The sequence below is a fragment of the Aeromonas sp. s13 genome, assembly GCF_040907905.1.
In the GTDB taxonomy this organism is placed as follows: Bacteria; Pseudomonadota; Gammaproteobacteria; order Enterobacterales; family Aeromonadaceae; genus Aeromonas; species Aeromonas veronii.
The window spans coordinates 100,691-113,486 of sequence record NZ_JBFOCS010000065.1; the positions used below are offsets into that span (position 1 = coordinate 100,691).

The following is a 12,796-nucleotide window of genomic DNA, read 5'->3' on the forward strand; positions in this document are numbered from 1 at the left end:
TCGGGAGCCTTGATGGCTCCCGATTCTAACGACTTTAAAAATAAAGGAAACTCAAGGGGGCGCTTTTGTCCCCCTGGGGTCAGAGTGCCGGGAACATGGGGTCGATGCCCTTGGCCGATTCCGGCGCGCCGAAGGCAGTGACGGCGGGCGCCTGTCCGCGGAACTTCTCGATCTCCACCAGCGCGGTATGGGCCGTGGTGGCCTGCGCCAGGCTGGAGGAGCCGATGTCGGCGGTCAGCACGTTGGGATCGCCGTAGGTACAGAGCGTACCCACCTTGCCGCCCTCTTGCGGGCCATACCAGGCTCCTTCCTGAATGCGCACCACGCCGGGGGCGTAGTCATCGCTCACCACCAGCCCGGCCAATACCTGACCGCGGCCGTTGAACACCCGCACCAGATCGCCGTCCTTGAGGCCGCGGGATTTGGCATCCTGCGGATTCATGTAGACAGGCTCGCGACCCTGCACTGTATAGGTGGCGCGATAGTTGTCGGAGGAGCAGAGCTGGCTGTGCAGCCGCTTGTCCGGGTGGCAGGATTGCAGGTGCAGCGGGTACTGCTTGCTGCCCGGCCCGCCGTGTGAGCGCTCGTAGGGCTCGATCCAGACCGGATGGCCCGGGCAATCCCCATAGCCGTAGTCGGCAATGGTCTTGGAGTAGATCTCGATAAGGCCAGACGGGGTACCGAGGGGTTCCAGATCCGGCTCCTGACGGAACGACTCGTGACGCACCCAGGGCTGGCCTGCCGGGAAGGTGACGAAGCCTTCGCCGTGCCAGAACTGGCTGAAACGGGGCAGACGGATGCCGATGCCGCGGCCCTGCAGGCGGGCATCGTCATAGATGCTCTGGATCCACTCCAGCTTGCTCTTGCCGCCGGTGAATTCGACCTCGCGACCGAAGCGACGGCAGAGATCGGCGAAGATGTCATAGTCATCGCGCGCCTCGAACAGCGGCTCCACCACCTTGTACATGGCCAGAATGCCCGCGTTGGAGTGAGAACCCCACTGCTCGATGTCGTCCCGCTCATAGGTGGTGGTGGCGGGCAGCACGATATCGGCGAAACGGCAGCTGGCCGTCCACTGGTGATCGATGCTGACCACGGTTTCCAGCTTGCGCCAGGCGGCGACCATCTTGTTGCGATCCTGCTGGTGGTGGAACGGGTTGTTGCCGCAGAACACCGCCATCTTCATGTGGGGGTAGGTGATGGTCTGGCCGTTGAAGGCGATCTGCTTGCCCGGATTGAGGATGCAGTCGACGAAGCGGGCCACCGGAATGTATTTGGAGTAGCCCTTCCAGTCGCCGTCATGGAGTGGTTTAACGCCGGGAATGACCGAGCTGAAACCTGACATGATGGGGCCGCTGGAGGTGATGGTGCCCGCCCCGTTGTAGTGCCAGCCAAAGCCGTAACCGCCCCCCGGCAGGCCGATCTGGCCAATCATCGAGGCCAGTACCACCAGCATCCAGGCGTACTGTTCGCCGTGGTGCATACGCTGCACGCACCAGCCGCCGATAAGCTGGGTACGGCCGCTGCTCATGGTGCGGGCCAGCTCGCGGATGGTTTCGGCTGGTACGCCACAGATGGCGGCGGCCCACTCTGCGTCCTTCACCTGACCATCGCTGGTGCCCAGCAGGTAGGGCAGGAACTTGTCAAAACCGGTGGTGTAGTCTTTCAGGAACTTCTCGTCGTGGCGCTTCTCGCTGTAGAGGGTGTGGGCGATGCCCAGCATCAGCGGTACGTCGGTCTGCGGATTCAGGGTCACCTGATCGCAATTGAGGTACTTCTGGGTCTTGGATTTGACCGGGTCGACACTGATCACTCGGATCTCGCCCTTGGCCACCTTCTCTTTCAGCTGTGCCCAGTAGTCGTAGACGCTGTGATCCGGCACCAGCCAGCCCACCTGCAGGTTCTTGATGGGATCGGAGCCCCAGATGACGATGGTTTTGCTGTGCTCCAGCACCAGCGGCCAGGAGGTCTGCTGCTCGTATACCTCCATGGCGCCCGCCACGTGGGGCAGGATCACCTGGGCGGCACCGGTGGAGTAGTCACCGGCCTTGGCCAGATAGGTGCCGTGCAGGTTCATGGCGCGCCCCAGCATGGCACCAGCGGAGTGCAGTTTGCCTACCGACTGCCAGCCGGAGTGACCGGCATAGAGGGCGCTCGGGCCATAGATCTTCTGCACCCGCTCCAGCTCGTGATAGAAGAAGTCCAGCGCCTGGGACCAGGTCACCCGCACGAAGCGGTTCTGGCCACGTTCGCTGGTGTCGGACTGGTGCCCCTTGCGCAGCCAGTCCAGCCGCACCATGGGGTAGCGGATGCGGGAGGGGTTGTAGACCACCTCACTCAAGGCCTTGAGCATGTCGGTGGGGTGCTTGTCATGCTCGAACGGCTGGGTCTCGACCCAGCGCCCATCGACCACCCGGGCACGGAAGGCGCCCCAGTGGGAGCCGGACTGCACCAGCTTGTCGCCAGACTCGGCGGCCATCACGGCGCGACCGAGCAGGGAGGGGCCGATCAGGGCAGAGGCACCGCTGGCCAGCAAGCCACCCAGAAAACCACGACGGGAAATATTGATCATCTTGTTATTCCTCTTTCGAATCCGGACTTAGTGGCTGCCCTGACCACCGGTATCGGCGGCATGGTTTTGCAGGTATTTGAGCAGGGTGCGCTCCTCTTCCTTGCTCAGGCGATAGTAGGCAGACATCGCCTTGAGCCCCGAGATCCAGCCGTTGGCAGTGAAGTGAGCGGGATCCGGCGCGCCGTGGCAGGAGTTGCAGGTGGATTTGTACATCTCGCCGGCGTAATCCCAGATCGGCTTGAGCGAGGACTCAAAGCCCTTGCCATCGACCCAGGCCTGCACCTGAACCTGTTCCCACTTGATATGGGTGGCGCTGTCGGTCTCCTGTTTGAGCACTTTCTCGCTCGCTTTCAGTTCGTCACGGATGGTGGCGACGAAGACCCGCTTGCCCATGTATTCGCTCAGCACCCGGCCCTTGCCATCGCTCTCGCGCCACCCTTCGATGGTCACCTTGAGGCGATCGCCGCTGCGGTCCACCACGTCGATACGGGAGGCGGGCAGCAGTTTGCCGACCGGGTCGCTGCTCTGTTCGCTGGCATAGAGATCTTTTTCACCCAGGTTGTAGAGGGTCTCGGTGGCTGGCGCCTCTTGTGCGTCGTTGACCAGGGTGGCGTAAGTGGCCCGGAAGCCGCCCGCCATGTTGGGAAGTTCGTGGGCGATGCCCTTGTGGCACTCGATGCAGTTCATGTTCTTCGCCGCCGCATCTTTCATCGCCAGCGCTGCCGCCGGGGACTGCTTGGCGTGATCCATGTTGTCGTAGCTGTGGCAGGACTTGCAGGTCTTGGAGTTCTGGCTGCTCATCCGTGCCCACACCTTCTCGGCCAGATGCAGGCGCCGGTCCTCGAACTTTTCCTGGGTGTCGATGCTGTGGCCTATGTACTCCTGATAGAGGTCGTTGGCCGCCTCCATCTTGCGGGCCACCTTGCCGACGAAATCCTTCGGTTGATGACAGTCGGTACAGACCGCCTGTACCCCGGAGGCATTCTTGAAGTGGATGGACTCCTTGTACTCCGGATAGACGGTGTCTTTCATGGAGTGGCAGGAGATACAGAATTCGAGGCTGCTGGTTTTCTCAAAGCCGTAGTGCAGGCCGACGGTGCCCGCGAGGGTGACGCCGACGCCCACCAGAAGCAGCGCCAGTACCGACCAGCGACGGCTGGGGGTGCGCAGGAAGTGCCACAGTTTTTTCATCATGCTCTCTCACATCACTTTTTTGATGGGAGCCATGATAGGGAGGCGTTGTGAACAGGGCTGCCGCCACAAATTAATGAAATAGGGGTATTTATGACAAAATGTGAATAGAATAATCCTCCCTTGTCGACCATCGTGAACCCTGCCCATGAGCTACCACATTCTGGTTGTTGAAGATGATGCGGTTACCCGCGAGAAGCTGACCGGCTATTTCGAGCGGGAGGGCTATCGGGTGACGGCGGTCGAAAATGGCCAGGAGATGCGCGCCGTGCTGGCGGAACAGACGGTCGATCTGGTGATGCTGGATATCAACCTACCGGGAGAAGATGGTCTGCTGCTGACCCGTGAACTGCGGGCGCGCAGCACGGTGGGGATCATCCTGGTGACTGGCCGCAGTGATGCGGTAGACCGGATAGTCGGCCTCGAGATGGGGGCCGATGACTATGTCACCAAGCCGTTCGAGCTACGGGAGTTGCTGGTGCGGGTCAAGAATCTGCTGTGGCGGATCTCGCTGGCGGCCGCCGCGCCGAGCGAGCCTGCGGTGGCTGACGATGCGGTGCGCTTCGGCCCTTGGCGTTTTGACATCCCCCGCCGCCAGCTCAGCAAGGACGGAGTGCCGGTGCGCCTGACCAAGGCCGAATATGAAGTGCTGGTGGCTTTTGTCGCCCATGCCGGGCGGGTGCTCAGTCGGGAGCGGATCCTGACCCTCATCAGCCATCGCGGCGATGGCCCGAGCGATCGCACCATAGACGTGTTGATCCGGCGGCTGCGCGGCAAGATGGAGCCGGATCCGCGGGATCCCCAGCTGTTTGTCACCGTCCATGGTGAAGGCTATCTGTTTGCCGGCGAGATAGCCTCCTGACCCCGTTGCGGTGGCCTTGACCTGTTTGAGAGGTATCAGACCGGCGGGCGGGTATCAAATTGCGGGCAGTCGTCGCCAATCTGGTGCCAGGGCGCCTTGGAGCCGACAAAGATGTGAAACGCGGGTCGCTGGCTCGGCACGTCGTCCAGTACCCCCAACCGCAGATTGATCTTGCCGCTGCTGCTCTTCTGGCTGAACAGGCTGGAGCCGCAGTGACGGCAGAAGGCCAGGGTGGTCTCTGCCGATTTCCGGTAGCGGCCGATGGCCTCTTCCCCCTTCACTATGGTGACCTTGTTGCCATCAAGTCCGCCGACCGAGGCGTAATCTCCCCCTGAAAACTTGCGGCATTCGCTGCAGTGGCAGTTCCCCATATAGTCGAACTGATCCGGCAGGGTCAGGGCGATGGCGCCGCACAGGCAGCTGGCATGTAACTCTTTCATCTCTTCTCCTTGAGTGGGCTGATCGGATTTGGAACGGCTATTCGACCCGATAGACGGGACGAAAAGCGCCATCCGAGAGGGAATCGGCGGGGTCGGCCAGCGGTGCAGACAGCGTCAGAATGGGCGGCCCCATCACCCGAGGGCACTGCTCGGCATTGGCATCAGGGTGCTGCAGCAGGCAGACCGCCTGAGCGACCGCAAGGCGCCCCTGCAGCCGCATCTGATCGCTGTTGGCGGCGAGGATCTTGCCCCGGCGCAGGCCCCGCTGTACCCCGTGGCTGAAGTAGGTGCTCAGCACCCGGGGTCTGTCGAGATGGCGCTGCGCAAGCTCGTTGACCGCCACTTCGGCGGCGATGGCGCCCCCCACCAAATAGTCGAGTTCGGGATAGCGGGCTAGCGTCTGCTGTACCAGTGTGCGCTGGATTTCCCGGCTGTTGTCGCCGCGCTCGGTGGTGACCAGCTTGATGGCGCTCCCCTTGATGGCATCGGCAAAGCCCGGCTCGACGAAGTTGTTGCCGCCACTTGCCTGCGGGCCGGGGAAGAGGGCGACCGAGACCGGCTTGCTGCCGGCGGGGTGACGCTGCGCCAGCCAGTAGCCAATCTGCCAGCCCATCTGGTACCAGGAGACCCCCACTTTGGCGTGCACCAGACCGCTGGGCAGATCGTTGACCAGCCCAAAGAGCGGCAACGGCGTGACCTTGATGGCCTCGCGCAAGCCCTGATAGCTCACCGAGCCGAGCAAGATGGCGTCGCTCCCTTCCTGCACGCAACGCTGCAACTGCTGGCGCTGCTCGGCGAGGGCGCCATAGCCCCCCGCTTCGTGGATCTGCAACTTGACTCCCAGCCGCTTCGCTTCGTCCACCATGCCCTGATTGACCGAAAGCCAGTAGGCGTCGCGCAGATGGGGGTAGAGGGCACAGAGGGTCAGCGGTTTGGTTGCGGCGGCGGGTTCCGGCCACTGCTGGCGCAGCGGCTGGCCGCTGAATTCGCCGCCGGGCCAGATATCGACCGCAAAGGCGAGGGCGGCGCGAGGCAGCGTGAGCAACCACATGAGCAACAACGGGGAGAGATAGACGCTTCGCATGGCCAGGGGTTTTGTTAAAGTGTTGGGCCATATTATCCGGTCAAAGCCGACCACAACCAAGGGACTTCCCGTGAGAATCTTTTCCGGCCTGGGTGGCAAGTTGCTGCTGGCCTTCTCCCTGATGGCGTTGTTGACCCTGAGTGCCTCCCTGCTGGGCTGGATGGGGCTTAGCCATCTGCGCCAGCTGGAGCAAGGGGTACAGCAGACTCTCGCCGATCAGGAGCGGGCCCGCACGCTCTCTCGCCTCAGCGGCGAGATCCAGAGCGCGTCACGGCTGCTGGCCACCGCAACCAGCGAGCAGGAGCGGGAGCATCAGGGACGCCTGCTCACCCTGCAGGGGCAACAGCTACAACAGGTACTGGCGCAACTCGGCCGTGGGCAGGGTTCAACAAGCCTCGATCAGCTCAGTCAGAGCATCATCGGCAATCTGGGTCAGCAGGGCTGGCTGGTGGGAGAGCGACTGACCCTGATGGCGCAGGGCGAGGCGCAGCGGGCCCGTCTGGTGGCGGCGGCCGGGCAGATCGCCGAGCTGGCGAGAAGCCAGATGGAGAACGCCGAAACCGTGATGGTGGCGGGGTTGGGTTCCCTCTACCAACAGCAAGGTGCGCAGGCGACCCGGACGCTGGACCGCCTGCTGGAGCAGGACCTCGACTGGCTGGAGCAGATGACCGAGCTGCGTCATCGTACCCTGATGCAGCAGCAGCGCATCGAGGAGATGTGGCGCAGCGAACGGCAGGAACAGTTGCAAACGCTATTGCAAGAGGGGCAGCGGGAGCTGGCTATCTTGCAACTGCGGGCCGGGGCAGTGACCGATCCGGCCCGCCGGCAGGCGGTGGAGCAGGCGCTGACCGTGCTGGCGCAAAGCGACAAGCTGGTGCAACTGCGCAGCGACTGGCTCGGCAAGGGGGAGGCGCTGCGGGTGCTGGCCAATGCCAACGAAGCCCTGATGAGCAGCCTCAACCAGCAGGTCGGTGAGCTGGTCAGCCTTGCCCGCGATTCGTTGGGGCAGAGCCAGCAGGCGCTAAGCCAGCGTCTCAGGCTGCTGGAGCAGGCGCTGATGGCCATTGGCCTGCTCACGCTGCTACTGCTGATGCTGTTGATGTGGCGCATGGTTTACGGCCGGATCGTCTGGCCGTTGCAACGGGCGGTGGCGGGGATGAGCCGGTTGGCGCGCGGGGATCTGGCCCCTCTTGAGCCGATCGCCAGCACCGGGCGCGATGAGCTGGCGGAGCTAGGCCGGGCCTTGCAGGTGTTTCGTGACAATGCGGTGGAGCTGGGCCGCTATCAGCGCGAGCTGGAGTCGCGGGTCGAGGAGCGCACCGGCCAGCTCAGCCACGCCAACGAGCGGCTCAATGAGGAGGTGGAGAAGCAGCGGCAAGCCCGCGCCGAGGCCGAGCAGGCCAACCGGGCCAAGTCGGTGTTTCTCGCCACCATGAGTCACGAGATCCGCACCCCCATGAACGGCATTCTGGGCGGTCTGACGCTGCTGGAAGATACCCACCTCAGCGACACCCAGCAGCGCTATCTGGCCGCAATCGAGCACAGTGGCGAATCCCTGCTGGAGATCCTCAACGACATTCTCGACTACTCCAAGATAGAGGCGGGCCATGTGGAGGCGCGCCGCGAACCCTTCCCCCTGTTCCAGCTGGTGGATGAGCTGAGCGCGTTGTTTCGGCCAAAGGCAGCGGCCAAGGGGGTCACCCTGGCGCTGGAATATGCGCCCGGGCTGGCGCCTGTGGTTGAGGGAGATCTGGGCAAGCTGCGCCAGGTGCTCGGCAACTTGCTCGGCAATGCGGTCAAGTTTACCGCCCGTGGCCAGATTACCCTGACGGTGGCGCCTCTTGCCTGCCAAGGCCCTTGCGCCGAGCCCTGCATCCGCTTCGTGGTGCGCGATACTGGCCCCGGCATTCCGGCCGATGAGCAGGAGGCGGTGTTCGAGGCGTTTCGCCAGCGCAAGCGTGATATAGGCCATCAGGGCGGCACCGGGCTGGGACTGGCGATCAGCCGCAAGCTGGTGGCCGCCATGGGGGGCGAGCTTATCCTTGCCAGCGAACCGGGCAAGGGGTGTGAATTCAGCTTCAGCCTGCCGTTGCAGCGCTCGAGTGCCCAGCTGCCTGCCGAGGCACAGCCGCTGCACCTTGGTCAGTCCCGCGACATCCTGCTGGTGGAGGATAACGAGATCAACCGGCTGGTGGCGCAAGGCATGCTGACCCGCCTCGGCCATCGCGTCACCCTGGCGGAGGATGGTCGCAGCGCGCTGGCGCGGGTAACCGAGCGCCCCTTCGAGCTGGCGCTGCTCGATATCAATCTGCCCGATATGGACGGCATGACCCTGCGCGAGGATCTGGCCGCCATCAGCGAGGAGATGCATGAGCGGTCGCTGCCCGCCATCGCCATCTCGGCCCAGATGTATCCGGAGGATATCCGCCACTGCCTTGCCGCCGGCTTCGTCGATTTTGTCGGCAAGCCGGTGCGGCTGGCGGTGCTGGCCAATGCCATCGTTCAGCTGTTTCGGCAAGAAGGGGCCTCTATCGAGCCGCGGGTGCAGTTATCAGTAGCCGTGCCCCCAACTAACCAGCCCGGGTGGGCCAATCCGGTGCTGGACGCCGATCTGCCCCTGCTCGGCATGGCGCGGATCCGCCAGCTGGTCGCGCTGTTTGAGTCGCAAGGGCGGGTGTTGGTGGATAAGTTGGCTCAGGGTGAGGGAAGTGAGCAACGTCAGCTGGCGCACAAGCTCAAGGGGAGTGCGCTGGCGCTTGGGTTGACCGAATTTGCCAGCCACTGTGCGGCTCTTGAGGCGGGAGGCGGGGAGCCTGCGACAATCGGGGCGCAATTTGACGCGGCGGTGAGCGGGTTGCAGCAGTGGCTGACGGCCAACAGGGATGCGCCGTTCTGATCCCTGCTGGCTATGTACGGGGTTTAGGGAGGGTGGCCAGCCCCTGCGCCGTTATTCGATCTCGCGAAACAGCACCTGCTTGCACTTGGCACAGACCCATTCCCGGCGAAAATCGGTCAGGTGCACCATGCCCACCTCCAGCAACTCGTGGTGGCCGCAGTGATAACAGAAGATGATGTCGCCATCGACTGATTCAGGGTGGGCCGCCAGATAGTCGGCTTTGGTGGGGAGTTGATCCCACGAGGTGGTGGGGAGATGTTTGCGTTGGCTGGTGTAGTAGACCCAGTAGAACAGAAAAAAGACAGCCAGGATCACGAATGTCAGCAGATGGTCCATCTTGAACTCCTCCGGTTAGGTGCAGCCCCTCGGATGCATGGCTGCAATCAGCTCCATCATCATTAAATTTGTTTCGAATGAATATGTTACAGGATGGATAAAGAGGGCGTTGTGATCCCCTTCGGGTTTTGCCCGCCCGCCGCGGGATGAAAAATGTATCGTTTGGCGGAGCGGCCAGGGTATTGAACGGGGAGGGAATCTTGCTTTTTACAACATAAATTCAACATTTTTTTAGGTGGTTGGACTGTCTCTTTGATCCAGCTCACGTTACAATGCCCGCGCCCACTTCACCTAACGCGCAAACGATTTTCAGGAGAGAAACGGATGTTGAAACGTGACATGACCATCGCCAATTATGATCCGCAATTGTGGCAGGCCATCACAGACGAAACCCGTCGTCAGGAAGAGCATATCGAGCTGATTGCGTCTGAGAACTACACCAGCCCCCGTGTCATGGAAGCCCAGGGCTCCCAGCTGACCAACAAGTACGCTGAAGGTTACCCCTCCAAGCGTTACTACGGTGGTTGCGAGTATGTGGATGTGGTCGAAACCCTGGCTATCGAGCGCGCCAAAGAGCTGTTCGGTGCCACTTACGCCAACGTGCAGCCGCACTCCGGCTCTCAGGCCAACAGCGCCGTTTATATGGCTCTGCTGCAGCCGGGCGACACCGTACTGGGCATGAACCTGGCACACGGCGGTCACCTGACCCACGGCTCTCCGGTCAACTTCTCCGGCAAGCTTTACAACATCGTGCCTTACGGTATCGATGAGTCCGGCAAGATCGACTACGACGACATGGAACGTCAGGCTGTCGAGCACAAGCCGAAGATGATGATCGGTGGCTTCTCCGCCTACTCCGGCATCGTTGACTGGGCCCGCATGCGCGAAATCGCCGACAAGGTCGGTGCCTACCTGTTCGTCGACATGGCTCACGTGGCTGGCCTGATCGCCGCTGGCGTCTACCCGAACCCGGTTCCCCACGCTCACGTGGTCACCTCCACCACTCACAAGACCCTGGCCGGTCCGCGCGGTGGTCTTATTCTCTCCGCTGCTGACGACGAGGAGCTCTACAAGAAGCTCAACTCTGCCGTCTTCCCGGGTGGTCAGGGCGGCCCGCTGATGCACGTCATCGCCGGTAAAGCCGTTGCCTTCAAAGAGGCGCTGGAGCCGGAGTTCAAGACCTATCAGGCTCAGGTCGTGAAAAACGCCAAGGCGATGGCCGCCACCTTTATCGAGCGCGGTTACAAGATCGTCTCCGGCGGTACCGACAACCACCTGATGCTGGTTGACCTGATCGGTCGCGAGCTGACCGGTAAGGATGCTGACGCTGCGCTGGGCAAAGCCAACATCACCGTCAACAAGAACTCCGTGCCCAACGACCCGCGCTCCCCGTTCGTCACCTCCGGTGTGCGGATCGGTACCCCGGCCATCACCCGCCGTGGTTTCAAGGAAGCCGAGTCCATCGAGCTGACCCACTGGATCTGCGACGTACTGGACAACCACGACAACGATGCCGTGCTGGCCACCGTACGCGAGAAGGTGCTGGATATCTGCCGCCGCTTCCCGGTTTATGGCTGATAAGCCAGACCATCCGGTTTGAGACCAATGCCACCTGCGGGTGGCATTGTTTTTTCTGGCTTTTACCGGTTTTGGATGGCCGTGCTACACTGGCCGACCTAGATCCTGGCCCGCCGGGCCGGTCCCTGTTCCATTAACGCCGGAGGTCCGATGCATTGCCCATTCTGTAGTGCGGTTGATACCAAGGTGATCGATTCCCGTCTGGTGGCAGAAGGCCATCAGGTGCGCCGCCGTCGTGAGTGTCTGCTCTGTCACGAGCGTTTTACCACCTTCGAGATGGCCGAGCTGGTGATGCCCCGCGTCATCAAGTCCAACGGTTCCCGCGAGCCGTTCAATGAAGACAAGCTGCGCGCCGGCATCCTGCGGGCGCTGGAGAAGCGGCCGGTGAGCATGGAGGCCATCGAAAAAGCGGTCAACCATATCAAATCCCGCCTGCGTGCCACCGGCGAGCGCGAAGTCGCCTCCGAGCTGGTAGGCAATCTGGTGATGGATGAGCTCAAGAGTCTCGACAAGGTGGCCTATATCCGCTTTGCCTCCGTCTATCGCAGCTTCGAAGATATTCGCGAGTTCGGTGAAGAGATCGCCAAGCTGGAGAAGTAAACCTCCATGCTCACCCATGTTGCCGCGTCCGATTACGCTGCGCTAATCGAACCTACGATACTGCGTAAAGTCGAGATGTGTTGTCAAAGGAGCCCGAATGTTTAGTCAAGATGATTACCAATGGATGAGTCGGGCCCTCGAACTGGCCCGCCGCGGCCGCTACACCACGGCCCCCAACCCCTGCGTCGGCGCCGTGCTGGTCAAAGATGGCGTGGTGGTTGGCGAAGGGTGGCATCAGAAGGCGGGCGAGCCCCATGCCGAGGTCTACGCCCTGCGCGCCGCCGGTGACAACGCCCGTGGCGCCACCGCCTATGTGACCCTCGAACCCTGCTCCCACCACGGTCGTACTCCCCCCTGCGCCGAGGCGCTGATCAACGCTGGCGTGGCCCGGGTAGTGGCGGCCATGGTCGATCCCAATCCTCAGGTGGGCGGACGTGGCCTGCGGATGCTCTCCGAAGCGGGGATCAAGACAGATTTCGGCCTGCTGGCGAGCGAAGCCGAGGCGCTCAACCCGGGCTTTTTCAAGCGGATGCGTACCGCCTTCCCGCGGGTGACCGTCAAGCTGGGGGCCAGCCTCGATGGCCGCACCGCCATGGCGAGCGGCGAGAGCCAGTGGATCACCTCTCCCGATGCGCGCCGCGATGTGCAGCGGCTGCGGGCCCGTCACGATGCGGTGCTCTCCAGCGCCGAAACCGTGCTGGCCGATAACGCCTCCCTGACCGTGCGCTGGGACGAGTTGCCCCCCTCGGTCAAGGCCGTCTACCCCAAAGAGACCCTGCGCCAGCCGCTGCGGGTCATCGTCGATTCGCAAAACCGGCTCACCCCCGACCTGCCGCTGTTCCAGAGCGAGAGTCCGGTGCTGCTGGCCCGCCACAAGGCATCCGGCGAGTGGCCCGAGTGGGTGCAGCAGCTGGAGCTGCCGCTGCTCGATGGCAAGCTCGATCTGGTCAGCCTGTTCATGCTGCTGGCCAAGCAGAACGTCAACTCGGTACTGATTGAGGCGGGCCCGCGGTTGTGCGGCGCTCTGCTGGAAAAAGGGCTGGTGGATGAGCTGGTGCTCTATCAGGCTCCAAAATTGATGGGTGACGAGGGGCGTGGCCTGTTCCATCTGCCCGGCCTGACCCGGCTGTTCCAGGCGCCCAAGCTCGCCATCAAGGATGTGCGCATGGTGGGGCAGGATATTCGCATTACCGCCAAAATAGCCTGATTTATCAATGTTAAAGGGGGCATAGTCTGC

At 62.6% G+C, this 12,796-nt stretch carries 10 protein-coding genes; 5 read left to right on the top strand and 5 right to left on the bottom strand.

Going from position 1 to position 12,796, the window contains the following annotated elements:
- Nucleotides 1-79: 79 nt before the first annotated feature.
- Together torA and torC are read right to left on the bottom strand one after the other, a co-directional pair.
- Complete coding sequence (gene torA, locus AB5Y82_RS11935; protein WP_107682549.1) at nucleotides 80-2,572, bottom strand: trimethylamine-N-oxide reductase TorA; 2,493 nt, start codon at nucleotides 2,570-2,572, stop codon at nucleotides 80-82.
- Nucleotides 2,573-2,599: 27 nt separating this feature from the next.
- The gene (gene torC / locus AB5Y82_RS11940; RefSeq protein WP_083243727.1) at nucleotides 2,600-3,766 is read right to left on the bottom strand and encodes a pentaheme c-type cytochrome TorC; all 1,167 of its coding nucleotides are present in this window, start codon (nucleotides 3,764-3,766) and stop codon (nucleotides 2,600-2,602) included.
- Between the two features lie 145 nt (nucleotides 3,767-3,911).
- Between torC and torR the strand changes: the two genes are divergently transcribed.
- The gene (gene torR, locus AB5Y82_RS11945) at nucleotides 3,912-4,625 is read left to right on the top strand and encodes a two-component system response regulator TorR (protein ID WP_108542599.1); all 714 of its coding nucleotides are present in this window, start codon (nucleotides 3,912-3,914) and stop codon (nucleotides 4,623-4,625) included.
- A 35-nt stretch (nucleotides 4,626-4,660) separates the two neighbouring features.
- Here torR and AB5Y82_RS11950 read toward each other — a convergent pair whose 3' ends face one another.
- Both AB5Y82_RS11950 and torT read right to left on the bottom strand, forming a co-directional pair.
- On the bottom strand, nucleotides 4,661-5,065 hold the full coding sequence (locus AB5Y82_RS11950) for a GFA family protein (RefSeq protein ID WP_040095811.1): 405 nt from the start codon (nucleotides 5,063-5,065) through the stop codon (nucleotides 4,661-4,663).
- Nucleotides 5,066-5,102: 37 nt separating this feature from the next.
- Nucleotides 5,103-6,149 (bottom strand): TMAO reductase system periplasmic protein TorT, encoded by a 1,047-nt coding sequence (gene torT, locus AB5Y82_RS11955; RefSeq protein WP_368173987.1) that lies wholly within the window; start codon nucleotides 6,147-6,149, stop codon nucleotides 5,103-5,105.
- 70 nt (nucleotides 6,150-6,219) lie between these two features.
- Between torT and torS the strand changes: the two genes are divergently transcribed.
- A complete protein-coding gene (torS, locus tag AB5Y82_RS11960) occupies nucleotides 6,220-9,045 on the top strand; it encodes a TMAO reductase system sensor histidine kinase/response regulator TorS (protein ID WP_368173988.1) in 2,826 nt (941 codons plus the stop codon).
- 51 nt (nucleotides 9,046-9,096) lie between these two features.
- Here torS and AB5Y82_RS11965 read toward each other — a convergent pair whose 3' ends face one another.
- A complete protein-coding gene (locus AB5Y82_RS11965) occupies nucleotides 9,097-9,381 on the bottom strand; it encodes a hypothetical protein (RefSeq protein WP_111899890.1) in 285 nt (94 codons plus the stop codon).
- Between the two features lie 324 nt (nucleotides 9,382-9,705).
- On the opposite strand from AB5Y82_RS11965, the gene glyA reads away from it, so the two are divergent.
- The 3 genes from glyA to ribD all read left to right on the top strand — a co-directional run bounded on the left by glyA (nucleotide 9,706) and on the right by ribD (nucleotide 12,766).
- A complete protein-coding gene (gene glyA, locus AB5Y82_RS11970) occupies nucleotides 9,706-10,959 on the top strand; it encodes a serine hydroxymethyltransferase (RefSeq protein WP_005338884.1) in 1,254 nt (417 codons plus the stop codon).
- Nucleotides 10,960-11,109: 150 nt separating this feature from the next.
- Complete coding sequence (gene nrdR / locus AB5Y82_RS11975) at nucleotides 11,110-11,559, top strand: transcriptional regulator NrdR (protein ID WP_005338880.1); 450 nt, start codon at nucleotides 11,110-11,112, stop codon at nucleotides 11,557-11,559.
- A 97-nt stretch (nucleotides 11,560-11,656) separates the two neighbouring features.
- Nucleotides 11,657-12,766, top strand: coding sequence for a bifunctional diaminohydroxyphosphoribosylaminopyrimidine deaminase/5-amino-6-(5-phosphoribosylamino)uracil reductase RibD (ribD, locus tag AB5Y82_RS11980; RefSeq protein ID WP_111899891.1), 1,110 nt, complete (start codon nucleotides 11,657-11,659; stop codon nucleotides 12,764-12,766).
- Nucleotides 12,767-12,796: the final 30 nt, after the last annotated feature.